Origin of the sequence: Virgibacillus sp. LDC1 (genome assembly GCF_025792345.1) — a bacterium.
Taxonomy (GTDB): Bacteria; Bacillota; Bacilli; order Paenibacillales; family Paenibacillaceae; genus Paenibacillus_AQ; species Paenibacillus_AQ lautus.
In genome coordinates this window covers 352,622-379,045 of sequence record NZ_JAOXLZ010000002.1, presented here as the reverse complement: position 1 = coordinate 379,045, position 26,424 = coordinate 352,622, and the positions used below count along the sequence as shown (strand labels likewise).

25 protein-coding genes are annotated in these 26,424 nt (G+C 52.6%); 14 read left to right on the top strand and 11 right to left on the bottom strand.

Annotated features, from left to right (window positions below; genetic code table 11):
- Positions 1 to 45: 45 nt before the first annotated feature.
- The 4 genes from OHJ21_RS22325 to OHJ21_RS22310 all read right to left on the bottom strand — a co-directional run bounded on the left by OHJ21_RS22325 (position 46) and on the right by OHJ21_RS22310 (position 4,310).
- The gene (locus OHJ21_RS22325) at positions 46 to 1,365 is read right to left on the bottom strand and encodes an FtsW/RodA/SpoVE family cell cycle protein (RefSeq protein WP_394057837.1); all 1,320 of its coding nucleotides are present in this window, start codon (positions 1,363 to 1,365) and stop codon (positions 46 to 48) included.
- Positions 1,366 to 1,679: 314 nt separating this feature from the next.
- Positions 1,680 to 3,002 (bottom strand): FtsW/RodA/SpoVE family cell cycle protein, encoded by a 1,323-nt coding sequence (locus OHJ21_RS22320; protein WP_486021179.1) that lies wholly within the window; start codon positions 3,000 to 3,002, stop codon positions 1,680 to 1,682.
- Complete coding sequence (locus OHJ21_RS22315) at positions 3,002 to 3,331, bottom strand: PadR family transcriptional regulator (RefSeq protein ID WP_486021178.1); 330 nt, start codon at positions 3,329 to 3,331, stop codon at positions 3,002 to 3,004. The genes OHJ21_RS22320 and OHJ21_RS22315 overlap by 1 nt, the downstream gene beginning before the upstream one ends.
- A 442-nt stretch (positions 3,332 to 3,773) precedes the next feature.
- On the bottom strand, positions 3,774 to 4,310 hold the full coding sequence (locus OHJ21_RS22310; RefSeq protein ID WP_394057833.1) for an NAD(P)H-dependent oxidoreductase: 537 nt from the start codon (positions 4,308 to 4,310) through the stop codon (positions 3,774 to 3,776).
- 164 nt (positions 4,311 to 4,474) lie between these two features.
- Between OHJ21_RS22310 and OHJ21_RS22305 the strand changes: the two genes are divergently transcribed.
- From OHJ21_RS22305 to OHJ21_RS22275, 7 genes are all read left to right on the top strand, one after another.
- A complete protein-coding gene (locus OHJ21_RS22305; RefSeq protein ID WP_486021177.1) occupies positions 4,475 to 5,176 on the top strand; it encodes a dihydroorotate dehydrogenase electron transfer subunit in 702 nt (233 codons plus the stop codon).
- A complete protein-coding gene (locus OHJ21_RS22300; protein WP_394057831.1) occupies positions 5,157 to 6,089 on the top strand; it encodes a dihydroorotate dehydrogenase in 933 nt (310 codons plus the stop codon). Before OHJ21_RS22305 ends, OHJ21_RS22300 begins: the two co-directional genes overlap by 20 nt.
- Positions 6,090 to 6,247: 158 nt before the next feature.
- Positions 6,248 to 7,156 carry an FMN-binding protein gene (locus tag OHJ21_RS22295; RefSeq protein ID WP_100539814.1) on the top strand — a complete coding sequence of 303 codons (909 nt, stop codon included), beginning with the start codon at positions 6,248 to 6,250 and terminating at the stop codon, positions 7,154 to 7,156.
- A 50-nt stretch (positions 7,157 to 7,206) separates the two neighbouring features.
- The gene (locus tag OHJ21_RS22290) at positions 7,207 to 9,090 is read left to right on the top strand and encodes an FAD-dependent oxidoreductase (protein ID WP_486021176.1); all 1,884 of its coding nucleotides are present in this window, start codon (positions 7,207 to 7,209) and stop codon (positions 9,088 to 9,090) included.
- A 106-nt stretch (positions 9,091 to 9,196) separates the two neighbouring features.
- Positions 9,197 to 9,634, top strand: coding sequence for a hypothetical protein (locus tag OHJ21_RS22285; protein ID WP_326111585.1), 438 nt, complete (start codon positions 9,197 to 9,199; stop codon positions 9,632 to 9,634).
- Positions 9,635 to 9,666: 32 nt separating this feature from the next.
- Complete coding sequence (locus OHJ21_RS22280; RefSeq protein WP_486021175.1) at positions 9,667 to 10,671, top strand: polyprenyl synthetase family protein; 1,005 nt, start codon at positions 9,667 to 9,669, stop codon at positions 10,669 to 10,671.
- Positions 10,672 to 10,756: 85 nt separating this feature from the next.
- Entirely contained in the window at positions 10,757 to 11,935 is a 1,179-nt protein-coding gene (locus tag OHJ21_RS22275; protein WP_486021174.1) for a PCYCGC motif-containing (lipo)protein, read from the top strand.
- A 108-nt stretch (positions 11,936 to 12,043) separates the two neighbouring features.
- Here OHJ21_RS22275 and OHJ21_RS22270 read toward each other — a convergent pair whose 3' ends face one another.
- From OHJ21_RS22270 to OHJ21_RS22250, 5 genes are read right to left on the bottom strand one after another with little or no spacing between them, the layout of a single operon-like run.
- Positions 12,044 to 12,835 carry an energy-coupling factor transporter transmembrane component T family protein gene (locus tag OHJ21_RS22270; protein ID WP_326111590.1) on the bottom strand — a complete coding sequence of 264 codons (792 nt, stop codon included), beginning with the start codon at positions 12,833 to 12,835 and terminating at the stop codon, positions 12,044 to 12,046.
- A 36-nt stretch (positions 12,836 to 12,871) separates the two neighbouring features.
- The gene (locus OHJ21_RS22265) at positions 12,872 to 13,729 is read right to left on the bottom strand and encodes an ATP-binding cassette domain-containing protein (protein ID WP_486021173.1); all 858 of its coding nucleotides are present in this window, start codon (positions 13,727 to 13,729) and stop codon (positions 12,872 to 12,874) included.
- Positions 13,678 to 14,550 carry an energy-coupling factor transporter ATPase gene (locus tag OHJ21_RS22260; RefSeq protein WP_486021172.1) on the bottom strand — a complete coding sequence of 291 codons (873 nt, stop codon included), beginning with the start codon at positions 14,548 to 14,550 and terminating at the stop codon, positions 13,678 to 13,680. Before OHJ21_RS22260 ends, OHJ21_RS22265 begins: the two co-directional genes overlap by 52 nt.
- Before the next feature lie 16 nt (positions 14,551 to 14,566).
- On the bottom strand, positions 14,567 to 15,112 hold the full coding sequence (locus tag OHJ21_RS22255) for a Gx transporter family protein (RefSeq protein WP_486021171.1): 546 nt from the start codon (positions 15,110 to 15,112) through the stop codon (positions 14,567 to 14,569).
- Positions 15,096 to 15,482, bottom strand: a complete 387-nt coding sequence (locus OHJ21_RS22250; RefSeq protein WP_486021170.1) for a NusG domain II-containing protein — start codon at positions 15,480 to 15,482, stop codon at positions 15,096 to 15,098. The genes OHJ21_RS22255 and OHJ21_RS22250 overlap by 17 nt, the downstream gene beginning before the upstream one ends.
- A gap of 153 nt (positions 15,483 to 15,635) precedes the next feature.
- On the opposite strand from OHJ21_RS22250, the gene OHJ21_RS22245 reads away from it, so the two are divergent.
- Both OHJ21_RS22245 and OHJ21_RS22240 read left to right on the top strand, forming a co-directional pair.
- The gene (locus OHJ21_RS22245) at positions 15,636 to 16,700 is read left to right on the top strand and encodes an FAD:protein FMN transferase (protein ID WP_486021169.1); all 1,065 of its coding nucleotides are present in this window, start codon (positions 15,636 to 15,638) and stop codon (positions 16,698 to 16,700) included.
- 22 nt (positions 16,701 to 16,722) lie between these two features.
- Positions 16,723 to 17,472 (top strand): Crp/Fnr family transcriptional regulator, encoded by a 750-nt coding sequence (locus OHJ21_RS22240; RefSeq protein WP_486021167.1) that lies wholly within the window; start codon positions 16,723 to 16,725, stop codon positions 17,470 to 17,472.
- A gap of 120 nt (positions 17,473 to 17,592) precedes the next feature.
- Here the strand turns inward: OHJ21_RS22240 and OHJ21_RS22235 are convergent, their stop codons facing one another.
- Entirely contained in the window at positions 17,593 to 18,099 is a 507-nt protein-coding gene (locus OHJ21_RS22235) for a hypothetical protein (protein WP_486021166.1), read from the bottom strand.
- A gap of 329 nt (positions 18,100 to 18,428) precedes the next feature.
- On the opposite strand from OHJ21_RS22235, the gene OHJ21_RS22230 reads away from it, so the two are divergent.
- From OHJ21_RS22230 to OHJ21_RS22215, 4 genes are all read left to right on the top strand, one after another.
- Positions 18,429 to 21,233 carry a glycoside hydrolase family 3 protein gene (locus tag OHJ21_RS22230; protein ID WP_394057817.1) on the top strand — a complete coding sequence of 935 codons (2,805 nt, stop codon included), beginning with the start codon at positions 18,429 to 18,431 and terminating at the stop codon, positions 21,231 to 21,233.
- 269 nt (positions 21,234 to 21,502) lie between these two features.
- Entirely contained in the window at positions 21,503 to 22,036 is a 534-nt protein-coding gene (locus OHJ21_RS22225; protein WP_326111597.1) for an RNA polymerase sigma factor, read from the top strand.
- The gene (locus OHJ21_RS22220) at positions 22,023 to 23,672 is read left to right on the top strand and encodes a DUF4179 domain-containing protein (protein ID WP_394057815.1); all 1,650 of its coding nucleotides are present in this window, start codon (positions 22,023 to 22,025) and stop codon (positions 23,670 to 23,672) included. The genes OHJ21_RS22225 and OHJ21_RS22220 overlap by 14 nt, the downstream gene beginning before the upstream one ends.
- A 217-nt stretch (positions 23,673 to 23,889) precedes the next feature.
- Positions 23,890 to 24,336 (top strand): carboxymuconolactone decarboxylase family protein, encoded by a 447-nt coding sequence (locus OHJ21_RS22215; protein ID WP_009593821.1) that lies wholly within the window; start codon positions 23,890 to 23,892, stop codon positions 24,334 to 24,336.
- Here OHJ21_RS22215 and OHJ21_RS22210 read toward each other — a convergent pair.
- On the bottom strand, positions 24,305 to 25,204 hold the full coding sequence (locus tag OHJ21_RS22210) for a sigma-70 family RNA polymerase sigma factor (protein WP_486021165.1): 900 nt from the start codon (positions 25,202 to 25,204) through the stop codon (positions 24,305 to 24,307). The two genes, OHJ21_RS22215 and OHJ21_RS22210, sit on opposite strands and share 32 nt — an antisense overlap.
- A 306-nt stretch (positions 25,205 to 25,510) precedes the next feature.
- Between OHJ21_RS22210 and OHJ21_RS22205 the strand changes: the two genes are divergently transcribed.
- Entirely contained in the window at positions 25,511 to 26,386 is an 876-nt protein-coding gene (locus OHJ21_RS22205) for a GGDEF domain-containing protein (RefSeq protein ID WP_326111600.1), read from the top strand.
- Positions 26,387 to 26,424: the final 38 nt, after the last annotated feature.

Sequence of the window (26,424 nt, the reverse complement as noted above, 5' to 3'; positions counted from 1 at the left end):
ACTTTAGCCTGCTAGTCGAAATCGAAGGATGATCTTCAGCTTCCACTAAGCCACTTTCATCGGGGCCGCTTCTCCCACCTCGCTTGGGACCATGTTTTTGCGTCTGTAGATGGAGAGGAGTAGGCCGACTGCTGCCATGTCCAGGATTTGGTTCATCCCGCTGTAAGAGAAGAAGGGTGGTTCCAATGTAACCTTTGGAAGAATACCCAGCCCCATGAGCAGCGGCCAAAGCAGCCGAAAACCAAAAACAACGATGAGTACTGCAGCGATATGCTTCGCATAAGGATCCTTGTGAACCGTAGAAATATTCCATAGTCTAACGAGGAACAGCAGAATCAGCACGCCAACTACTATCCCAAACAACCAGCCGAAGCAATAGATGAGGTATGGAAACACGTTATCATAAAGGACATATGGGATCCTCGGTGTAGCTTGACCAAAACCTTGCCCAAACCAGCCTGCTGCTTGGATGGCATCCGCGTTATTTCCCATATACCACATTTCTTTGGCAGAAGGGTTCATAAATTCTCTCCACCGGAGCAGTAAATGATCTGTCTGGGTGCTGAGAAAAATAGCTACTCCGACAAGAGGCAGCGCCGCGATCATAGCGAATTGTTTCAAGCTTTTACTTGTTCTCCATGTCAAAATCAGGAACCCAATCACATAGATGTACGTGTAGATAATAGAGCTGCTTATGCTATAGAGGACCACAGGCAGTACTCCTCGATAGAGGATGTTCAATACCGTCTCCCACCGTCCCCACTGGCTGGCAGGCTTCATCCCTGCCAAAGCGAGCAGAAGCGGTATCAAGGAGAAAGTGATTATATTGACTCCAATGGGACCTATGTTGATATAGTCAGTTCTCCTATCGTGCAGTTGTCCATATACCAATGAAATGACCATTAGAATAACAATAAGGAAAAACACAGGGGCCGAGTATTTCTTTAGCTTTCGATAATCCAGAAAGTAAAAACCTATCAGGAATAATACTCCGATTCCGAAGCAAAACAACTTCCTCTCGACTAGGCTAACGGAATACCTTTCATCCGCGAAATAAACACTCACCATGCCAACCAGTCCAATGATTAAGAACAGGGCCAGCATAACGAGCAGCTTCCAGTCCAACTGAGGCCGATGAGCCACATGCAGGCTTTTGCCGATATCCCCCGGATCCCCCATTTGTTTCACTGCTTCCTGTACAGCGAACTCTTCAGGATGTCCCTCCAGCATCAACAGTTCGACCCGATCCTCAATATGACCTAGCAGCTCCTCTCGGATCTCATGATGCATTTGCTTCGTGCGCACTTGCTTGCACACCCGGTCCAAAAATTGCCGGACAACCATATTCTCCTCCATTTGGCGCATGTGGTTCCTCCTTGACCAGAATGTAAGTTATCGTTTGAATTGCCATAAGTTTGATGGCATTCCTCGAATATAGATAGGGGTTATTAGTTAAAACATGAATCTTTTTACAGTCCTTTACGATAAAAAAGATAACTCTCCTCAAAATGGGTCTGGCGTTCAATCGTACCTCGGATGAACATCCGTGATATATTGAATCCCGTTCCTCCTTAACCAATCCGAAGAGAGTTATCTAGTATCATGTAAGTTAAAAACAGCAGGTGTTGTACGATAAGTCTGTCCGATTAAAATAGAGGCTGCCTAGATAGACCATTTAACTAAGCCACCTTCATCGGGGCCGCTTCTCCCACCCCGCGTGGGATCATGTTTTTGCGTCTGTAAATGGAGAGGAGCAGGCCGACGATGGCAAAATCCAGCATGTTGTTGACGCCGCCATACGAAATAAAAGGAAAGTCCAGGCTGATAACAGGTACCACTCCCAGTCCCATAAGGATCGGCATGAGCAGGCGCAGCCCCATTACCACGATGACACCCGTCACGATATTTTTCCCGTAGGAATCGTGAAGTACATTGGATATACTCCACACTCTGGCGAGGAACAAAAGAACAACCATTCCAACCGCAATGCCAAACAACCAGCCGAAGCAATATATCAGATAGGGGTATATGGAGTCGCTATAAACGTACGGGATCCCCGGATTCGGCGCAGCAAAACCTTGACCGAACCAACCGGCAGAAGAAACGGCATCCGCGATGACCCGCATGAAATAACCACCGTCCCCCTCACGGTCCGCGAGCCCCTCAAGTCTCCACATGAGGTATACCCTTTTTGTAAACAAGATATAGGCTAATCCAAAAAACGGCAGCAGCGTTAGTATCGCAAATTGTTTAATATTCCTTTGCGTCGTCCAGGTCAGTACCAGGAACCCTAACAAATAGATGAACAAATACACCATGGAACCGCTCAAGCTGTATAGTATGATCGGCAGCACACCTCGATATAGGATGTGGAATACACTTTCCCATAGCCCCCACTGACTCGCAGGCTTCATGCCTGACAAGGCGATAAGGAGAAGAAAAACAGATGCTACACCGAGCATGGGGATCATAATTGGGCCGAAATCCAGGAATATCGTTAGTCCATTGACGTCAACACCCCGAATCAACGTAAATGCCATAAGGCATAACGTGATAAAAAACAACACCCCCGAGCACCTCTTAAGCTTTCGGTAATCCAGAAAATACAGACCGACGAGTAGGATCAGTCCTATACCGAAGAATGCGGCTTTTCTCACAAAAAAGTCCGATACGACTTCCGTACCCGAATAATCCACGCTCAGTGCCCCGAACAACCCAATCAGCGAGAGCAAGGCCAGCATAACGAGCAGCTTCCAGTCCAACTGAGGCCGATGAGCCATATGCAGACTTTTGCCGATATCCCCCGGATCCCCCATTTGTTTCACTGCTTCCTGCACCGCAGGCTCCTGCGCATTGCCCTCCAACATTAGAAGCTCCGTCCGCTCCTCGATATGGCCGAGCAGCTCTTCGCGGATTTCCGGATGCATGGCTCTTGCGCGTACCTGCTTGCACACCCGGGCCAGGAAGTCTTGGACAACCTTGTATTCTTCAACCGGTCGCACTAGCTTCCCTCCCCGATGACCGTATCCACCGCCGTACGGAATTTGACCCACTCCTTGGTCTTCTCATGGAGCTGTTCCCTGCCGCGCTCGGTAATCCGGTAATATTTCCGTTTGCGTCCATCATGCTGGCTCCAGGAAGAATCCAGCCAACCCTCCGCCTCCAGCGTGTGCAGAATCGGGTATAACGTCCCTTCCTTCATCAGGAACACCCCTTCCGAACTTTGCTCGATCTCCTTGATCAACTCGTACCCGTACATTTCCCGCTTGTTTAATACGGTAAGCAATAAAATGACGGTACTGCCTTTCAGCAGCTCCTTGTTAATGCCCATTCGCCCTATCACTCCAATACCTAGATAATCTATGTATCGTAAATCTATGTATATGAGTATAAAATAAGCGTCTCCACAATGCAACGAATGTTTTCGAGTCATTTGGCAATTCCCGCATCTACATTCTAATCAATAAATCGTGGCGCTCTTCGCACCTACCTTTTTTATGAGAACAGCAGCATACCCTAAGCACAGCAGTCCCAAGAATCTCCCCTGATCGTTCGAAATATGCCGGAATCCGCGGAAATTCGCCAGTACCACCGAAAAGCCCAGCAGCTTCCGCCGCCAGGCTAATTTATCAGCAATTCAGTTCTTCACTTTTCAACGGGCTACCGCCTCCATATTCACCATTTGGAGTTAGGAGCTTACAACCTGTCCTTTTGCCCACCCGTCAACCATAAATCGAACCATCACTGCAGCTGCACGCTTTCAATAGTAACCCTTACCTGGATCTCACCGCTCCTGTAACGTGCAACGCAAAATCCTCCGCATGACGCTGCAGCTCTTCATCCGTCAACTGCATGGCATTATGAACGGTAAATACCGGCAAGTAGATCGCGCCTACCAGGCTCGCCGTCACTTCATAGGGCCGTGTCAGCTCTTCCACCGTGTAGCGGTTGTATCCTGCACTGCCATAGGCTTCCGCGGCTCCGCCGGTTGTAACGGCTACGCCCCACTCTTTTCCCTGGAGCTTGTCACCGCCCGGCCCATACGCCCATCCGAAGGTCAGCACTTCGTCGAACCAATGCTTCAGCAGGGGCGGTGAGCTGTACCACCAGAAAGGGAATTGAAACACGATGCGGTCATGCTGGAGCAGCAATTGCTGTTCGGCCTCGATATCGATGCCTCCATCCGGATACCGCTGATAGAGGTCATGAATCGTCACCTCATGATTATGTCTCACCGTTTCGGTTAGTTCGCGATTGATCCGTGATCCCTCATGCAGACCCGGATGTGCAACGATCACCAGTGTTCTCATGTATGATCCCCCACCCTTTTCAGTCTCGTGTATGTATACAAAAGGTATCAATCCCGGATAACGCCCGAATATGAGAAATGTCACAGGTAGCGTTATCCGTCTGTGATACTGTAGCAAGGAACATAGCGGGCGGAAAAAGTACGCCAAGGGAGGAGAATGAGAACGTGGCCCTTGTTATTCAAAATGTCAGATTGGCCCATCGCATATATCGACTTACCGTTCAAGGCAGCTATTCGGCACGAATGGGACAGTTCTTCATGCTTCGCTGCTGGGATACCTATCCCGTGCTGTCACGACCGATCAGCGTTCATAACCAGACGGAGGACTCCGTTTCCTTCTTATATCGCGTGCATGGAACAGGCACATGGCTGCTATCGGCGCTTCAAGCGGGTGACAGGATTCAGCTGGAAGGACCTTTCGGGCAAGGATTCCCCGAGCCCCAAGGCCGGACGGCACTGGTAGGAGGCGGTATTGGAGTAGCCCCGCTGCTGCTGGCGGCTAAGGAAATACCCGAGGCCAGCGTATATCTGGGATACACCAGCGTCCCTTTCGGAGTCACCGGATTCCACGAGTTAGGCCGCAATGTCACCGTCAAATCCGGCGGCACCATTGTCGACGCAGTGGACCCGAGCCGCTATGATACGATATTCGCATGCGGACCGGTTGCCATGATGCACAGTCTGGCCCAAAAAGCGGAAGGTACCAGCGCCAAGCTCCACGTCTCCATCGAGAAGCGAATGGGCTGCGGCATCGGGGCATGCAACAGCTGCACGTTAACCTCCGCTGGCTCTAGCCGCAAGGTATGCACCGATGGCCCCGTATTTCCGGCGAAGGAGGTGAACTGGAATGATCTCCATCGATTGTGAACTGGCGGGCGTACCGCTGGCGAACCCGATTTTGGCGGCATCGGGCACGTTTGGATTCGGCAAACCGTATGCGGATCTGTATCCGCTTCGCAAGCTTGGAGGCATTATCTCCAAGGGACTGACCCTGACTCCACGAATTGGAAATTCAGGGACAAGGCTTTATGAAACGCCATCCGGCATCATGAACAGCATTGGCCTTGAGAATCCGGGCATCCCCGCTTTTCTGGAACATGAATTATCCGAGATGACCTCGCACGGGACGGCGGTCATCGTCAATCTTGGCGGCGGCACCATACGGGAATATACGGAGGGCGCCGAGCTGCTTACCGAAGCCAGTCTCAAGTTACGGTCATCCGGCAAACGAGCCGTCGACATGATTGAGCTCAACATCTCCTGCCCCAACATCAAGGAAGGCGGGCTGGCCTTCGGCGTTGAGAATGAGCAGGCTCAAGAGGTGGTTCGCGCAGTCCGGAAAGCGACCACGCTGCCTCTGCTCGTCAAGCTCTCTCCCGGTGCAAGGGATTTGAAGGAAATGGCACGCATGTGTGAAGCCGAAGGCGCTGATGGTCTTTCGCTCATCAATACGATCCAAGCGATGGCGATTGATATTCGAGAACGGCGAAGCGTTTTTGACAGAGCCTACGCGGGGCTGTCCGGTCCGGCAATTAAGCCGATCGCGCTCCGCATGGTCCATCAGGTGGCACGGTCGGTATCCATCCCGGTCGTTGGAATCGGCGGCATCAGCAGCGCCGAAGACATCCTCGAATTCATTATGGCTGGCGCCGCTGCCGTACAGATCGGAACCTACAACTTCATCAACCTGCGGGCCGGCGATACCCTGGCCGATGAATTGATTGAATTGATGGAAAGCGAAGGCATCCATTCGCTGGATGACATTCGAGGCATTATCTAACCTATGAACCTGCATACACAATCAACAGGATCATGCCGAACATGAAGCACCGAGACTCTTTGTGATTTTTTTCACCGATAACTATTCTTTTTAAGAATAAAATGAACTCAAGAACAATATTTGTGAAGTAATTCACAAAATCATAGGAGGAAACCAGAATGAAAAGGACACTCTCTCTATCCCTCTCCGTCATGTTGATGTTTGCGCTGCTCGTAGGCTGCGGAGGCAACGGAGACAAAGAGCCTGTCACCACGGACAAACCGGCAGAGAGCCAAAACACGGATAACGCAAGTAATACAGAACAGCCTTCACAAGAAGGAACCCTGCAGGACGGCTTATATTATGCCGAAGGCGATTTTGCCGAAGACTCCGGCTGGAAGGAACTTGTAGCGATTAAAGTCGAAGGCGGCAAGATCGTCAGCGCCAACTGGAACGGACTTCATAAGGACGGCGGCTTGGACAAGAAGATGTTTTCCGAAAAAGGCTTCTACGGCATGAAGGAAAAAGGCGGCGCTCAAGCGGAATGGCATGAGCAGGCAGCCAAAATGGAGGAATACCTGGTGGCTCAGCAGTCGATTGAAGGCTTGACCTTGAACGATGAAGGCCGCACGGATGCCGTGTCCGGGGTATCAATCCATGTCAACGGTTTTACGGAACTGGCAGCAAAAGCGCTGGCGGCGGGACCTGTTGAAGCAGGACCATACAAAGACGGCAGTTATCACGCAGAGGCAGCTGACTTCGATGCCAAGTCCGGTTGGAAGGAAACCGTCGACGTTACCGTTATTAACGGCAAGATCGCCGCGGTCAGCTGGAACGGCGTTCATAAAGACGGCGGCACCGACAAAGTCACCCGTTCCAAATCCGGTGAATACGGCATGAAGAACGGCGGAGCTCAATCCGAATGGCATGAACAGGCTTACCAAGCCGAGCAGTATTTGATTGAAAAGCAAGATCCGCAAGCTATCGTAACGGCGGAAGACGGCAAAACCGATGCAATCTCCGGTGTGTCCATCCACGTCAACGGATTGGTAGAGCTGGCAACAAAAGCACTCGAAGGCGCCAAATAAGCCACAAGAGCGATAGATAGAAGACAACTATTCCTTGAGGGGAGATTCGCATGAAACAGATTATCGTGCTGGGCGGCGGATATGGCGGTATACTTACCGCCAAGAAGCTGGCTAAACGACTGCGCAAACAGAAGGATTTGCGGATAACACTCATCGACCGCAAGCCGTATCATACGCTGCTGACCGAGCTGCATGAAGTGGCCGCGAACCGGGTCGAGGAGGATTCCATCAAAATCGACCTAAAAAAAGTGTTCTCCGGATTCCGCAATGTAGACGTGGTGCTGGATGAAATCGGCGGCATTGACTTTGACGGTCAAACACTCCGTGGAGAGAAACAAACCTATAACTATGATTATCTGGTCATCGGAACAGGCAGCAAGCCAACCTTCTTCGGCATACCGGGCGCAGATCAACACGCCTTTACCTTATGGTCGTATGATGATGCGGTCCGCCTGAAGGAACACACCCTGAACATGTTCCGAAAAGCCGTGCTGGAGCGCGACCCGCAGGTCCGCAAAGAAATGCTGACCTTTGTCGTGGTCGGCGGTGGATTCACCGGGGTCGAAATGATCGGCGAGCTGGCCGAATTCACTCAACAATTATGCAAAGAGTTCTACGTCGATCCAAGCGAGGTTACACTGCATGTCGCCGACATGGTCGACAAGATCCTGCCGATCCTGCCCGAACCGTTAATCCGCAAAGCCGAGAAACGGCTGCGCAAAATGGACGTCAATATCATCACAGGCTCCAAGATTACGGAAGTGAAATCGGACGGCGTTACCGTCGGCGGAAGCGACATTAAATCCCGTACGGTTATCTGGACCGCAGGGGTTGAGGGTTCCGACGTGGTCGGCAATATGGATGTCGAGCAAAAAGGCCGCAAGCGTATTTTGACCAACGACAAGCTTCAAGTTCCTGCCCATCCGAACGTTTATGTCGTCGGGGACAATATTTTCTACATTCCTGAGGGAGCGGCTGCACCCGTACCTCAAATGGTGGAAAATGCGGAACTCGCAGCCCCGGTCATCGCGCATAACATCGTGGCTGAACTATTGAGCAAACCGATGAAATCCTACAAACCGACGTTCCACGGAACGATGGTCTGTATCGGCAGCCGCTACGGGGTAGCTAATGTGGGTGTGCCTGGCCACATGTTCAGGCTCAGCGGCTTTATGGCTATGCTGGTCAAACATATGATCAATATGCTCTATCTGTTCCAGGTTTGCGGCTTCAACAAGGTATATCACTACTTGCTGCATGAATTCTTCCATGTTCGGAACAATCGCAGCTTCGTGGGCGGACATTTTGCCAAACGGTCTCCGAATTTCTGGCTCGTTCCGCTGCGGATTTTTGCCGGATGGATGTGGCTCTCTCAGGGATGGGATAAGATCCATAAGATTATCGAGGATCCGAATAAGGTGTTCCTTATTCCTGCCAAAGCAGCCGATGGCGTAAGCGCAGCGTCTGCTGCCGGCGCCGATGCTGCCGGAGCAGCCGGAGCTGGAGCGGCTGACGCGGTCTCCGCCGCCTCCGCTTATACCGCAGAAGCGGTATCCGCCCTGCCGGTTCCGGGTTTCATGAAATCCATTGTCGATTGGTCGATGGACCTGATGTTCTACACCGGCGACGGCGGCTATACTTCGCTCGCCTATGTGTTTCAGACCTCGATGGTCCTGGCTGAGCTGATCGTCGGCATCCTGCTGATCGTCGGATTGTTCACGGCACCTGCAGCCGTAGCCAGCGTTGCTATGGGCGCGATGGTTTGGGTATCGGGTATGGCACCTAACGAAATGCTGTGGTATCTGGCAGCTGGGATCGCCCTAATCGGTGGATCGGGCAGCACGTTCGGACTGGACTACTATGTATATCCTTGGCTGAAGAAGGTATGGAAACGAATACCGATCGTAAGGCGATGGTACGTGTATACGGACTAATCTTCCACCATTCGCGAGAATCGGCTTATCTTATCATGCTTGCCGATTCGGTTCATAGGCCGTTCTGCGGGATTCAACACGAGCCTTCCGGAAGGAGTCAATAACGATGGATATGAAGCTATTACAGGATACGATCGACCTGCTTCGGTCGCATATCGATTCCGGAACGGATATCGATTGGATGGAGATGGATAACAGGCCGGTGAGAGACATTGCCGATATGATCAACGCTTATGAACTGGCCTATTCTCGTAAAATGACGGTGCTGGCATGCAGCATCCTGATTCATTCCGCACTAAGCAAGCACGGCAAGCTGCAGGCACAGGACAACGAGAGATTGACGCGCATGCTGCTGGACGGCGATTATTTGACCGGGCTCATGTACCGGATTGCCGTCAAACGGAAGGAATGGAAGCTGCTGTCCCGGCTTCTCCCCCTCCATAAGCGCATGCAACTGAAACTAATGAAGAACGTTTCACCCGAAATCCTGCTTAAAGAGCTGAAACGTGAAATCCGCAGCTATCTGGAGCAACGGAGCGCGTAAGGAGTTATCTGGGGAAAGGAGCGCTGATACAGATGAACCTTCATAACCAAATTGGAGTGGATCTCGCTTCCTTTGATCGCTTGCTCCGGGAGGTGGTCACCTCAGACCGTGACCTCACTCCTCCCTCCGTTGTGCTGAGCAGCGTCATGGATCTCATTAACGCCGGCGGCAAGCGGCTGCGCCCGCTCATGGTCGTGCTCGGCAGCCGTTTCGGGGAAAGCGGGCATGAGCCGGCCGTCATGAAAACGGCCGTTCTGCTTGAATATTTACACATGGCCTCGCTGGTACACGATGACATCATCGATCAATCCGATATGCGGCGAGGCATGCCAACCCTGCATGAAACAACGGATGTCCAGACGGCCGTGCACATTGGCAACTACATGATTGCCCGCGCCATCGAATGGGCCGCGGGTAATCCCAATGACGAGTCAGGCAGGAGCAGCGAAGATGTCTCCGAAAAGGATGCCTACCGGTTAGCCGAGCTTGCGGCTCTGGTCACCGAACTCTGCATGGGAGAATACGATCAGCTGCACCACCGCTTTAATTATGATCAAACACTGGAGCAGTATTTGGAGAAAACGCGCTGCAAAACCGCCCTGCTGATGGCCCACTGCCTGAAAGCGGGCGCGGAAGCAGCCAAAGCAGACGCACGAACCGCTGAACGGCTCTTTCAATTCGGGGAGTCGCTCGGCATGGCATTTCAAATCCGGGATGACCTGCTCGATTTCACGAAGCCCAAGGAGGCCATCGGCAAGCCGGCTGGCGCAGACCTGCGAAACGGCAACATTACGCTGCCGGTGCTTTACGCCCTCAACGATCCAGCTCTTGCACCTGGAATCAGGCAGCTCGGTCCCCATTCTGCGGCGGCTGACATGGATGAGGTCATCCTCCACATCGCCGCAAGCGGGGCCATTATGCAAAGCGAAGAGCTTGCACGGTCTTATGCGGAACAGGCTCAGCGGATGATCGGCGACTTTGCCGATCATCCCGCCCAGCATGACTTGCAGGCCCTGCTCCATTATTTTCTGCCCTAAAGACATGAATCCATATACTCCAAATGAACAGGGATACATCCATCATGGATGCATCCCTGTTCGATATGAAAGGATGTTATAGAACATGAACCGCACACGAATCTGGCGGTGGAAAATGGCGCTGACGTTCTTCCTGATCCTGCTTGCTGCAGGGGGCTTCATGCTGTTCAAGACATCCCCTCTCGGAAAGCAGGGTACCGGTGACACGCAAGTGAGCTCTATCGCCATCTTTGCGCTCAAGGGCTGCGGCGGCTGTTCCAAAGCGCTGGGTGTGATGGAACAGATGGAAACTGCCTCGCCAGCCTACCGTTACCAGTATTTCAGCATTTCGGAGGATACGGAAGCCGTTAACCGGTACGGCATTACAGAGCACCCGACCATCCTGTTCCTGAACGCTCAGGATGAAGAACTCGGGAGACTGACCGAAGATATATCAAGCGACAAGATCCTGCGCGAACTGGAAGATCTCGCTGCGAACGGTGCACGTCCGCCCAAGGGGACGATTCTTTCCGCTATCCCCAGCACGATGCCCAGCGTAACCCTCCATGCCTATGACCCGCATTCCGGTTTATTCACGCCAGTATCCCAGTACGTGCAGACAGATACATCCGTCCGCTATCCCAAGGTTAGTGCCATGTCCATGCTGACCCAGCTTGGAGATCTATTACCGCCTGAACTTGAAAGCGCCATCCCTGACGGCGTAACCTTCGTTGAAATCCGGACCGAGCATGGCGTGACCGTGGTTGAGTTGTCCCCCTCGTTTCGTGCTTTTACCGATTCAGAGGAGGGAAACCGGGCGGAACAAGCCATCGCGCTTACACTGCAAACCTTCGAAGGCGTGAATGGAGTTCAAGTGGTAAGCGGTGCATATCGCAGCGACATCCTGTATGCGGAAAACCTTGCAGGCCGATCCGACGGAAAAAGCGACTACCTGCTGAATTCCGATGCGCCTCTTCCGCATATGTCCAGTGTGAAGGAATATAATGCAGCCATCCTCCACGCCAGCCATTTGGCCTTTATGCCCTGCTTCTGCGGATGCGGTGATGCAGGCCACAGCAGCAACCTCAATTGCTACTATGCTCAAGAGGACGATGGCCGGCTCACGCCAACCACGCACGCGAAGTTCTGTCAAACCTGCCTGGACGTCACGAACATGTACCTGAGCGGCAGACAGCAAGGTCTTAACATGAAGGAAATCCGTCAATCCGTGGACCAGGCCTACCAGGGGATCGAGCCGACGAATACGCCGATGCCGTCGAATTAATATGTATGACAGATAACACTGTTCCTATATGGAACGGTGTTTTTTCAATTTCGAGTAAAATAACCGCAGTCCTTAAGGACTGCGGTTTTCATTTTCATCAAGCCCCAATTACAGCAGCGCGGCCGCGGCCACAGGCAGCAGGAACAATGCGACAAACAGCGTGTCCGCCCGCTTCCACACAAAGGCCCTGAACCTGCTTCGCGGCGCACCCAGCCGGTAGCCTCTGGCTTCCATGGAATCGGCAAGTCCGATGGCTCGCCGGAATGCGCCTGTCGTTACGGGCACCAGCAGGGCAATGATCAGCCGTGCCTTTTCCTTGAGCGACCGCGACGACAGGTCCAGTCCCCTGGACTGCTGAGCCTTCCACAGCCGCTCGGCTTCCTCGAAGATGGTCGGAATGAACCGGAGGGCAATCCCGAGCATCAGCACCAGCCGATCGGTCGGCACACCGATGTAGGTCAGGGGCCGCAGGAGGCTGCCGAGCCCCTGGGCCAGCTGCTCCGGCTGGGTCGTGAAGGTCAGCACCGCCGCCAACATGATGAAGAGTCCCATCCGTGAGGCGGACACGATGCCTTTTTCCAATCCGCCGGCATACACCTTGAACGCGCCCACATCCAGCAGTTTCCCGCCTCCCGCATCATAAAGAAGGTGAAATACCAGGATGAACAACAGCAGGAACATCAGCGGCTTCATGGCTCGGATGAAATAACGGTACGGGATACCCGTAGCCCGGATCACCGCCGCAGTGAACAGCAGCAGCGCAAGGACCCCCATATATCCGTCTACCAGGAACACGGCCACCATAAAAAGCGGCATGACCGCCGTCTTGGCACGCGGATCCAGACGGTGAATCCATGAATCACCTTCCATATATCGGCCCAGGATGATTTTTCGTTTCATCCATGCTTCCTCCTCTCGCCTCTGCTTCGCCCTGCCCTACATTTCAAGCTGCCCCGCGTACCAATCCGCCAACGCCGCCGCATCCGGCGGCATCTCCGGAGGCTGTACTCCAAGCTGTGCTGCCAGCTTGCCCGCCATCCGCACGGACGACGGGGCCATCAGTCCCGCCTGTTCCAGCACCTCCTGTCGGTGTACCAGTTCCTTGGCCGTTCCTTGAAATACGACTTGGCCATCTTTAATTACAACGAACTCGTCCGCATAGGCCACAATTTCCTCCAACCGGTGGGTGACGATGAGTACCGTCTTGCCTTGGGTCCTCGTTAATCCATGCAGCCGCTCCATCAAATCCTCGCGACTCGCAGGATCGAGGGAAGCCGTAGGCTCATCCAAGGCCAAAATGTCGGGGTCCGCCGCCAATACGGCTGCGACCGCCGCTTTTCGCATCTGGCCCGAGCTTAACTTAAAGGGACTCTGTGTCAGCAGCTCCTCGTCCAATCCGACGAAGGAAGCCGCTCTGCGGACCGCCTCGGCAGCTTCGGCTGGACTCCGCCCGAAATTAAGCGGCCCGAACAGCAAATCTCTCTCCACCGTCTCTTCGAACAGCTGCTGCTCCGGGTATTGGAACACCAGACCGACGCGTTGCCGCAGACCGGCAGGGACTTTCTTGCCGTCACCCGATTCAAGACGGAAATCCAATATGCGAATCAAGCCCTCATCAGCCCGTATCAATCCGTTCAGATGCTGGAGAAGCGTAGATTTCCCCGAACCCGGCGCACCGAGAACAGCAATCATTCTACCTTCCTCCAGCTCCAGATGAAGACCGTCGAGTCCAAGAATAGGGCTCATCCCCCGGTCCCGGTAGCGGTAAGAGACCTCTTCGAATGATATGACCATAACGCCTCCAGCACCTCCTTCTCCCTAACCAGCTCGCCGATATCAATCCCCCGCGCTTTCAGTTCCCTGCATAGCTGGAGGGCAAACGGAACCTTTAGCCTGCAACGCTGGAGCAGCTCTTCCTGCAGCAGCAGCTCCCTTGGGCTTCCGTCCGCCGTCACCATGCCGCCATCCAGCACGATCATCCGGTCGGCTTCGGCCATCTCCTCTACGTCATGGGTGATGGAGATGATCGTGTATCGGCCTTCGTTATGCATAGTTCGCATGAAACCCAGCAGCTCATTCTTAGCCTTCTCATCCAGCATGGAAGCTGCCTCGTCCAAGACAATGATAGAAGGCTCCATCGCCAGTACGGCGGCAATGGCAGCGCGCTGCTTCTGACCGCCGGATAAAGTAGCCGGATGGCGATGGAGCAGATGGACCATATCCAGCCGCTCCGCATAGGTCCGAATCCGCTGCAGCATCTCTTCCCGGCTCAGGCACAGATTTTCCAGGCCAAACGCGATATCATCCTCTACGGTGAGGCCGACAAACTGATCGTCAGGGTTGGCAAACACCATGCCGATATGACGGCGAATCTCCCCCAGCGTACGGCCGTTCAGTTCCAGCCCATCGATAAGAATGCGCCCCCGGCTCATGAGGAGCAGACCGTTCAACAGCCGCATCAGCGTAGACTTGCCTGCCCCGTTCCTTCCGGCGATGCATACCCACTGCCCATGGGGAATCGTCAGCGAGACGTCCTTGAGCACGTTCGTGCAGCCCTGTCCGTAATATACGTGCTTGAGCTTTACTGCATGCTCTGACTTATCCATTGTGCCCATGCCTAACGCCTCCTCCTTAGGTTTCCGTGTGAAACATGCCAAACGGATCGATACGTCGCAGGGATTCGATCAGATGTTTTGCAGCCCATCCTACAAAGATGCCCGTCACGACACCCGCCCCGAGCAGAAATGGCAGGTAATAATAAATTTTGGTTGTTCCCAATACCAGCGAGGCTGCCGTTAATTGGCCAATATTATGAGCGATGCCGCCTGCAATGCTCACGCCGGTTAAGCTGAAATTACGGCCCCCGAGCCTAAGCATGACATACATCACCAAATAACTTGCCAGCGCGCCGAACATACTGAACAGGAAGGTCGAGAAGCTTCCGAGTATAAAGGCAGTCAGCAATGTCTTTAAAACAATAAGCCACAGGGCATCCCTGCCCCCTAGGCAGACTAGACAGGTCAGCACCAAAATATTGCCAAGTCCCAGCTTGGCACCGGGTATCGTGACCGCGAATGGAATCAAGGCTTCCACAATGCCAAGCACCACCGATAAGGAGGCGCAGATGGCGATCACGACCAGCTTGCGGAGTGCATAGGGATCAGGAGACAACGGCATCCGGCTCACTTCCTTCAACTTGATCTCCGGTCACTTCTACAAACACCCGATTGGGCAAACATACGATGGTATCATGATCATCGTGAACGTGACCGAACCCAACGCAGAGCTGATCCGGACAATCCGACTCCACCATCTCGATACCCTCGCGGGAGACCCTCAAGAGGTTATATCCCCGCTCTGTCCGGATTTCTATATCTCGGGGCTCTTCCGTAAGCGCCACCGTATCATAATGCTTTCCATTCACCTCGATCATGGCATAGGTTCCCTTCGCCGCTCCGTCTTCTCCCATAAACTTGGATATTCCAAACCAGGCGACAACCGCTATCAGCACGAGCGCTATTCCAATATCTCCGCGTTTCATCAGCATCTCTCCACTTCGCTTTGCTTATCTTCATTATCAGGGCTGCACCAAGTGCCAGAAATGATTTTTCTCACATTCAGCAAGGTAAGGGTCTGATACGCTGAGATCATCGGAACTCGATTGAGAACAGCATCAGAACTGAAAAGAGGAGGCACTGTCATGTATAGGAAGCTTCTTTCCTACAGCAGCCTGTTGATCATGCTCACCCTGTTGATGACGGGATCGATTGGCTGCACAACCACAGCAGATCAGAAGGTAGCCGCCAGCAGCGAACCGGCAACCGAACGTTACTTTATATTCGATACCATTGTAAGTCTCCGCGTTTACGATGAACGGATGACGTCCCAGCATTTCGATGAGGTAGGCGCACTGCTGGATCGGATCGACCAACGCATGAACCGGCAGCTGGCGGACAGCGAGATTGATCGGGTCAATCAAGCGGCGGGTAAGTCCGAAGTGAGCGTATCCGAGGAAACCTTCAAGGTTGTCCAAACCGCCATCGATTACGCGGCGGCTTCCGGCGGACATTTCGATCCGACCGTAGGCCCGCTTGTCGACCTCTGGGGCATTGGCGGTGAACACCCCGCTGTGCCGGAAGAGGATGAACTGGATGCAGTCATGAAGCGAATGAACTACAAGGATGTTTTTTTAAATCCTGCATCCCATGCCATTCTGCTGAAGAAAGAAGGAATGTCGCTGGATCTGGGTGCCATCGCGAAAGGGTATGCAGCGGACGTCATCGCGGATTATTTGCAGCAGCAGGATTTCCATTCGGCCATCATCGACCTTGGGGGCAACATCCTTGCCATGGGATCGAAACCGGACGGTTCACCGTGGAAAATCGGCATCCAGGACCCGGGGGAAAAGCGCGGGCAGCATCTGGGAACACTGGAGGTCGTCAATAAGACGATCGTAACCTCCGGCGTGTACGAGCGCTTCTTCGAAGCAGACGGAAAAGTGTATCACCATATTCTGAGCCCCTTCACCGGTTATCCGGTCGATAACGACCTGCTCAGCGTAACCATTGTGACCGACACGTCCATGGACGCCGACGCCATGTCAACTTCCGTCTTCTCGCTTGGACTAACGGAAGGGCGGCAGTTCGTCGAGAGCCGCGACGATGCCGAAGCTATTTTCGTCACCACCGACCATCAAATCCATCTCACCTCAGGTCTGACCCATGCATTTAAGCTGACCAATGGCGATTATCAACTTGCCGAATAACCTTATGGAAGGAGAAGATCGTATGAAACAGAATCGAACTGCAAGGTCCGATGCGTGGGATGGAGGGCTGTTTCCAGCGGGCACTTCCTCCGTCTATTCACAACCGCATCTCGCTCTGATCCGGGAAATGGCCGAGCCTGTCCGTTTGTTTGCCGGCGATTATCTATACCAGGAGAACGATCCTGCGGACCGGCTGTACTTTGTAAACCGTGGAAGCTTGAAGGTATCCAAGCTGCTGGAAGGCGGACTGTCTGCCACCTTATCGCTTCACATTCCCGGCGATCTGTTCGGTGAACCCGATCCGTTCGGACGAGCCGTTCACCAATTCGAAGCCAAAGCCTTGGAGGATAGTGAAGTCGGAATTGTGCCGCAGACCGAACTGGATAAAGTCATCCGCACCAACGGGGACTTTGCCATGGAATATATGGGCTGGATGGCACTCATGCAGCGCACCACGCAGAGTAAATTACGTGATCTGCTGCTGCATGGTAAATCAGGCGCCCTGTGCTCACTGCTGCTGCGACTGTACAATATGTACGGCACGAGCGGGACAAACAAGGATGCGCGCGCCATCATTGGCAAGCGGATTACGAATTTGGAAATGGCGGAGATGATTGGTTCCACCCGTGAAAGCGTTAACCGGATATTGAATGAGCTTAAGGATCTTGGCGTGATTTCTACCGAACGGGGACGCATCGTTCTCATTGATCCCGACTATTTGCGGAATATTTGCCACTGCGAGGACTGCCCCAAAGAGATTTGCCGAATGTAACGGACAAAAGAGAAGAAACCTCTCACGAAGAAACGAAAGGCGCTTAAGCATTCCTTTCATCGGAGAGGTTTCATATTCATATTTCCTGCGTTCATTTTAGTGGTTCATTTCCTACAGCTTCTAAGTTACAGGCATTCTAACAGCTTTTTCAAAAAGCCATGTGGATAGCTGATCAAAAACCTCCGCTTCCCGATCAACCATTTTATATATTTTCTTCCCTCCTCTTAGAACATAACCTTTTTGATTTATATCCAAAAAATAATCATTGATTTCTCCATCACGATCACGGTAAAAAATAATGAATGCAAATGTAGGCCCCCCATCATTTCTTATGTTTTTGCTAAAAAACGATCTGGGCGATCTCGTATACGACACGGAGTCTAAAATGCTCATCCATTGATTAAGCTCTTCATTTTGGTCTTCGAATTCCGTAAGGTAAGGTGTCATGTTAGTTCCTTTCAGGTATAGAAAAGAGATCCTTTCTATTTTAGTAGAATGGGCAATGACGCTTGTAGAAGGCAATCGAACCGAATAATAGATAATCCCCATAGTAGCTGCTAAGAGCACCACTGCTATTGCAATTATGAGTTTCTTTGCTCTTGGAATAAAATCACTCCTCTCTTTCATTCATTTCATTAATTTAAACGCTTGATTTAATAACTGGGTTACACAAGGTACAGGGAGATCCCCAGCAGCCCGTTCATCCTCCGGCTTCCTGGAGCCCTTCCCAATCATCAAACACCAGATTGCCGGCTAAGGCGATGAGGTCATCAAATCAGTTATCCGAAGGAATCGAAATTTTCACATGAAAACTGCGCTAATTCTCGGTGTATTACGGCTCCGCTTTGCACGCTATGATGGAGTTGGATTAACCGTTTTAAGAGAAGCATGAACTTATCGCAAGTATAACTGAGAGCGTTTCCATTCCAACTATGTTTAGAAATGAGGTTTTGCTCATGAAATATCCATTCCAGAATCCTGATCTTTCGCTGGAAGAACGGGTTAACGATCTTGTATCCCGATTGACCTTGGACGAAAAAATCGAGTTAATGTGCCAATACCAGGCGGAAATCCCCCGCCTCGGCGTGCAAAAATATAAGCATGGCACCGAAGGTGCTCACGGCGTGGCATGGCTTGGCGAAGCGACCGTGTTCCCGCAAAATACCGGGCTTGCGTGTACCTGGAATCCCGAGCTGATGCGGGAGATCGGTTCGGTCATCGCGGAGGAAGCCCGCGTCTATTACCAGCGCGACCGGGCCATCAACGGACTGACCATCTGGGCGCCCACGGTGGATCTGGAACGCGACCCTCGCTGGGGACGCACGGAAGAAGCCTACGGGGAAGACCCGCACCTGACCGGGGAACTCTCCACCGGGCTTGTGAAGGGCATGCAGGGAGACCATCCCTTCTACTACAAAACGGTAGCTACCCTGAAGCACTTCTACGGCAATAACAACGAAGTTGACCGCGGCAGCGCCTCGGTAAGCATCGATCCGAGAAACAAACGCGAGTATTATCTGAAGGCTTTCGAGGCTCCGTTCCGGGAAGGGAAAGCCGGTTCCATGATGACCGCGTATAACGGCATCAACGGCACGCCGTGCAACCTGAACCATGAAGTGAACGACATCGTCAAAAAAGAATGGGGCATGGATGGATTCGTGGTAGGAGACGCCGGTGACGTTCTCGGCACCGTCATAGACCATCATTATGTCTCTTCCTATGCAGAGGCCGTGGCCGGCTCCGTTAAAGCCGGAATCGACAGCATCACCGACGACCAGGACATCTCCTTCCGCGCTCTCCGCGACGCATTGGAGCAGGGATTATTGGAAGAGCAGGATCTCGATCACGCCCTCCGCAATTCCTTCCGTGTCCGGTTCCGTCTCGGCGAATTCGATCCAGAAGAACGGAATCCGTACAGCCATGTGCCGGAGACGAAGCTCTGCGCGCCCGAGCATGCCGAATTATCGCTGCGTGCCGCCCGGGAATCGATCGTGCTCCTGAAAAACGACGGATTGCTGCCCCTTAAGCGTGATCCGTTGAAATCCGCTGCTGTCATCGGTCCCCTGGCTAACGAAGCATTTACGGATTGGTACAGCGGTACGCCTCCATACCGGATTACGCCGCTTCAGGGCGTGCGGGAGAAAATGCGGGACGGCCGCGTCCATTTTCATACGGGATTAGACCAGGTGCGTCTTCGTTCTGCTGTTAGCGGCAAATATATCACCTTATCTTCGGAAGAGGATGGCGGGCTGCTTGCAAGCACGGCTGAGCCGTCCGGAGCAGCGGTGTTCGAGCGGAACGATTGGGGCTGGGGCTCCGTGACGCTCCGCCTTGTTGGCAGCGGCAAATTCGTAACCGAAACCGAGACGGGACTGCACGCAACGGCTGACGAGGCTCGCGGCTGGTTCGTGAAAGAGGCTTTCAGCTTCGAGGCGTTACCGGATGGAAGCTTTATGATGAAGAACTGGGAAGGCAAACCGATCCTACTTGATGAGCACGGACGCCTTGTGGTAGGCGGCAGCGAGGATATGGGAACGCCAATTGCCATCGAAACGGTTCAGGACGGCATCGCCGAAGCCGTCGCGGCGGCAGCATCGGCTGAAACCGCCCTGGTATTCGTGGGGAACAGTCCGTTCATTAACGGCAAGGAAACGATCGACCGTCCCGACATCACCCTTCCGCCTGCTCAGCAAGCCTTGATTCAGGCGGTTTACGAAGCTAATCCCAATACGGTGGTTGTCATCGTAGGCGGATATCCGTTCGCGGTGAACTGGGAACAGGAGCATGTGCCCTCCATCCTCTTTACGTCTCACGCCGGGCAGGAGCTGGGCCATGCGGTGGCCGACGTTCTGTACGGAGATTACAATCCGGGCGGCCGCTTAAACATGACGTGGTATAAGTCGACCGAACAGCTTCCGGACCTCATGGATTACGACATCATCAAGGGGAAACGGACCTATCAATATTTCGACGGTGATGTACTGTACCCGTTCGGTCATGGTCTCAGCTATTCCCGCTTCCAATACAGCGGTCTGTCGCTAAGCCAACCGGAAATCACCGCCGATGGCAGCGTCATCGTCACCGTTACCGTGAGGAATGAGGGCCAGCTAGCCGGGGATGAGGTGGTTCAGCTGTATGTGAGGGCTGACTCCTCCCGCGTCATCCGTCCTCTCAAAACGTTGAAAGGCTTCCGTCGCATCCATCTGTCTCCAGGCGTTTCGGAAGTGGTAAGCTTTGAGCTCAAGGCGGAGGATCTGGCGTTCTGGGATGTCACCCGGGATCGCTACTGCGTTGAAAAGGGGACCTATACACTCATGGCTGGATCGTCCTCCAGTCAATTGCCGGAAACCGCAGTCCTTCAAGTCGAAGGTGAGACGATCCCTCCACGCACGCTGCGAGAATCTGTTCGAGCGGTGAACTATGACGACTACCAGGATGTTTTCCTGGATGAATGCCGTGAAGGCGGGGAAAGCATCCGTTTAACCGGCGACTCGGGATGGATCGCCTTCCATGACGCCGATCTCGGCGATTCTTCGGCAACGTTCGAGGCCAGGGTGAGCGGACATATCAAGGGCGGCGACATCGTCATTACGACCGGCAGCCCGGATGGTCCGACAGTCGGAAGCTGCAAGGTTCTGCCGACCGGAGGACGCCAGGCCTGGACGACGGTTCAAGCCGAACTGACGGGGTTAACAGGACGGGCTGACGTCTTCCTCATCCTGAAAGGCGAAGTGCAAATCAGCTGGTTCCGCATAGCTTAAGCCAAAGCGATAACCTCCTATAAGCAAATGCCTAATCGTTAGGCTCCAATTGAGCCTGTCAGCGGCTTCTCATCTTACAGACATCCATAGAACATCTGCCCTTCGTTTTATACGGTGGGCAGATGTTCTTTTTTGTTAGAATGAAATCAATTAACCGTTACGGAGACGGACTCAGACCTTCGCTGCATGAGCGGCAGCAAAAAAAGATGAACCCTTTCCAAGGGTCATTTGTTTATTAGACATAACGCAAAAGAAAGGAGTGCCTTGGATTGACGGAACGCGAGTTATTCGATACTTACAACAAGGATGTGTACCGTACCTGCTACTACATGCTGCGGAACGCGCAGGATGCGGAAGATCTCTGCCACGACGTATTTGTCACCGTATTTCGTCAGGATTGGAGAAGCGTTGAGCATACACGTGCCTGGATCATGCGCATCGCGATGAATCATTGCCTGAACCTGCTTAGAAGAAATCAGACCCAGCGTGACAAGCAAAGTCAGGTCGAGTGGCTCCACGAGCAGACCACGGCATCGGTTAAATCCGTAGACACCATCGTATTGGAAAAAGCAGCGGCGGCGGAATGGGAGAAACTGCTGCGGCAGCTTCCGGACAAGCTGATGGCCGTTGTCACACTCCGCTATATCGGTGAGCTGTCGATGGCGGAAATCGCCGAAACGCTGAAGATTCCCGTCGGGACGGTTAAATCAAGGCTTCACAAAGCATTGAAAATCATGCGCAAAAAGCTCGAACACCATAACGGCTTTTGGCTGAAGGGAGAGAAACAATTTGGAACGTTTTGAGAACAATCTGAAGGACCAGATGAAAACAGCGAATAACGTGTCTTATCCTGATTTTGACCGCATGTGGAGCAGCATCCAGCAGAACGAATTGAAGGTGGCCGGGGGTGAGTCGGTTCCGCTTCGTCCGCGCAGACGAAAACGGATTGCGATCATCACGGGGATATCCGTCGCTTTGATGGCAACGCCGGTCTATGCGGCCCTGAACTATGATTGGTCCAATCTTCTATCTTACAGGGCCGGGATCCAGACTGCATTGGAGCAGGGGCTTGGCCAGACGATTGAGCAATCCGTTACGAGAGACGGCATCACCTTAACGGTGCACACGGCGTTTATCGATGAGAACCGGACGTTCCTGCTCTACAGTCTGGATCCAGGCTCAACACGAGCTGGCGAGCAAGTAGCCTTTGATCATATTGGGCTTAAAGATAAGGAGGGCCATTCCATCGAGGGCCGTTATTCCCATCAGTGGAATGAGGAGCTTGGCGTATTCCAGGGGTATTTTGAGACCGATTGGGTTGCGGATGGCCAAATGGCGGATATCGAGTTTGCCATGGAGAATATCCGTTTTACCGGCGATGGAAAACAGTCCATCAGCTACGACCCTCAAGATCCGAATACGCAGGTATTCCCCATTCAAAAGGATGGCATTGACAGCGTGACCCTGCAGTCTTTTGAGCAAGCCGAAGGAAATGTCCTGCTCCAATCGGCCATTACCTTTACGGATCCCGAAATGAATAGCAGAAGCTGGGTACGAATTCAAGCGACCGATGACAAGAAAGAGATGATTAAGGAGGTTGAAGCTCCTACTTTTGGAACCCCGGCAGCCTCCGGGGAATACCTGAGTCAGCAAGTATTCAATTCGGACTCCTTGCGTGCTGAAGGTACGAGGTTCCAGCTGGCTTATGATCGCACACTCGGAACCGCAGACGGCACCTGGAGTTTAAATATGGCCTTGTCCAAAAAACAAATGGACAGCGGAACATTTAAGGAAGTGCTGAACATCCCTGTAGATCAGGTGCCTGGCGGAACAAAAATTCATGAGATGATCGTTACGCCAACCCAAGTCCGGCTGATCCTGACCCATGAAGAGAAATATACTCGTGTTCCTTACATGGACTACCAGCTGGATGTAGGCGGGACGCTGTTAAGCGGAGGCAGCTGGCATGTTCCCGGCCAATCAGGCAAGACGGAGCTGCGTTTTGAAATGACCGGACTTCATGCGGCCTCCCTGGCGAACCAACCGGTGTCTCTGATTGCCAAGCACCGCGTCGATGAATATGCCGGAGACAAGAATCCAATCCGCTTGACCGGCATTTCGGCTGAACCTCAAAGCTTAACGTCCAGCATTGCAGGTTATCCGATCACATGGACCTATTACATGAAGGACAACAATCTCTACGTAGAATCCTTAAGCTCCGATCCGACATTCGGCGGCGTCAACCAAACCTATTATCTTGACGGCGATGACCGAAGCTATGGAATGCCGGCCATGATCGGCCTGCTCGGCGATGACAACAACAAACATATAGACGTGTATAAGAATTTCGACAAGACCGAGCTTGAGGTGTACATTTCGAACTATACCACCCATAAGCGAGACGATGTCCTGCGCGTTCCGCTTAAGGCCGGAAAGTAACATTTAGAGCCTAATAAACGACAAAGAAACCCTCTGGATGTACATGAACGTTACCCGGGGCGGCGCTTCTGCCAAGAATCGCCGTTCCTTTTTCGTGCTTTCGTTCTCCACCTTTTAAGGGTTTCTTTCTTTTTTCCATTAGAACATGTCACAATTCTGACCGGCAGAATGTCATATGGGTGAACATCACCAATCATACCGTAAAGGGGAACTGAACATGGAACTTCGAATGAATTACCGATCGGCCAATCCCGAAGCCTTCAAAACGCTGCTTGCCCTGGAGCAAGCGGCCCAAAAAAGCGGACTCGATCACAAGCTGTACGAAATCATTAAGCTCCGGGCATCCCAGATCAACGGCTGCTCCTTCTGCGTGGATATGCATTCCAAGGATCTGCTCTCCATGGGCGAAAGCGTGGACCGCCTCCTCCTTCTGCCGATGTGGCGGGAGGTCCCGATATATTCCGACGAAGAACGGGCCGTCATCGAATTGACGGAGTGCGTGACCAAGCTGTCCGAGGCCGGCGTTCCTGCAGAGGTATACGAACGCGTCCGCAAGCATTTTGACGAGAAGCAATTCGTCGATCTGGTCATGGCGATCACAACGATCAATGCCTGGAACCGGATCGGTGTCGCTACAGGGCTGTTCCCGGGCTGTTTTGATTAAACAGCTGTAATTTATCCGGATTCACCACAAGAAAAATCTGACTGATGCGGGATAGGTCGGGTTCCCATTCTACCGTCAGCACCATGGAGACCCTACCGTTCCGCTTCAGCAACAGGCCAGGCTCTCCGTTTACGGAGACAGGCTCAAACCCTTCCCGAAACGAGCCTTTGGCAGATAACCCCTCGAAGAATGCGCGTACCCGTTCCACGCCCAATATCGGATTGATGGCTGCCTTCGCTTTGCCGCCCCCATCCGATAGCAGCGTAACCTCTTCCTTCAGGAAAGACAGCAGCGGCTTAAAATTCCCCATATCGGACGCGCGCAGGAATGCTTCAACGAAGCGTTCCTGTGTTTCCGTCCGGGCGTTTTCTCCCTTAGGCCTCTCCGTGGCCTGCCCCATTTTCTGCTTGGCACGGCTGAAGGTCTTGCGACAGCTGATCTCCGTCTTTCCAAGCATCTCCGCTATGATCGGATATTCAAGCCCCAGCGTATCCTTGGCGATATAAATGGCACGTTCCAGCGGCGTTAACCGTTGAAGCAGCACCAGGTAGGCATAACCAATCGTTTCGCGGCGTTCCGCAGGATCGGACCGCGCCAGCATGTCATAATCCGGCATCGGCTCAGGCAGCCAGGGACCGGTATACGTTTCGCGCTGGCGTCTGGACGATTTCAACAGGTTGATGCAGCGGTTCGTTGTCATTTTGGCCAAATACGCCTTATCGTTCCGTACTTCTCCCCGATCCATCTGCACGAATTGGGAAAAAACATCCTGCACGATATCCTCCGCATCCGCCGCACTCCCCAGCATCCGGTAGGCCAGGCCGAACATCATCGGCTTGTATTCGGTATAGATTTGATCCAATAACATCAGGCACACACCTTCTTATTCTGTATATTTTCGGCATGACAGCTACACCACTAATAAGACAAATGGGCGTTACCGCCTGTGACCTCATGAAGACGTTATTCTCTACTCTACCCCATATTCCCTGATCCCCGGAAGGGTCAGTTGAAAGGAGAATTCCAGGGTCAATGGACATTAAATTCGGTATCCCATATGTAGATTATGACAACGTTCGATAAATCTATCGACATTTGGGTAATTTTTAAATAACATATGGAATGGCCCAACTACAGCGATTAAAGGTTTAAGCGTTTAGAAAGTAGGTAAAACATGAAAAAATCCACCCCTTTACGTCGCGTCGAACTCGGTTATTTTCTGCTGATTGCTCTTGCTATTATCCAGCAGTTGTTCATATTCTGGAACATCTATGTAAATCAAAGTTTTACTTTCACAGAATTCCTGTTCAGCGTCGGTACACTGGCCGCCTTATTGATCGGTTTCTTTCTTCCGGTAGGCGTTTCGACGGTTGCCGTTTTTGTGTATCTGGTCACTTACTTCGTATGGTTGTCCACCCTAGCCCCGGTCAATGTGCTCACCCTATCCTGGATACTGCTGCTTCCGGCCAATACCGCTATTGCCATCTTCATCAAGCTAGCTCTGGTGCGAAGCCGAAGGTTCATAAGGCGTCTCGAGCAATTGAGGAAAACCAACCCGGATATCGACATCGACACCTCCCTTGGCAGCAAGGATGCTTTCGCAGATACGCTGGTGAAACAAGCCAATCTGGCCAATCGCTATTCGGATCAGTACAGCTTCTGCATCATGATGTTTAAGCTCGATTTTCTCCCCCTGACCAGGGAGTCTGTCGGATCACATCGTTTTGCCAAGCTAATGATGGAGCTGTCGAGCACGATACAGAAGCAGATTCGTTATGAGGACTATAAATTCTCCATTGGAGAAGGACGCTTTATCATTCTGTGCCCGCTCACCAAGCCGGAATATCTCAAAAGCCTTATGGAGCGCATCAAAGTCGCCATGATGAACGTCCCCTTCCGTGACAAAAAAGGCATGTCCCTCAAGCTTGTGGTCCGCGCCGGCGGCCTCGTGTTCCAGAAGGAGCAATTTAGCCGATACGAAAATATCGATGACGTCATCTCTGCATTAGAACGAAATACCGAAACCGACCTCATTGGAGAATATATTTAACCAAGTTAAGTTGCCATCATCCATCAAAAGGAGGCTTG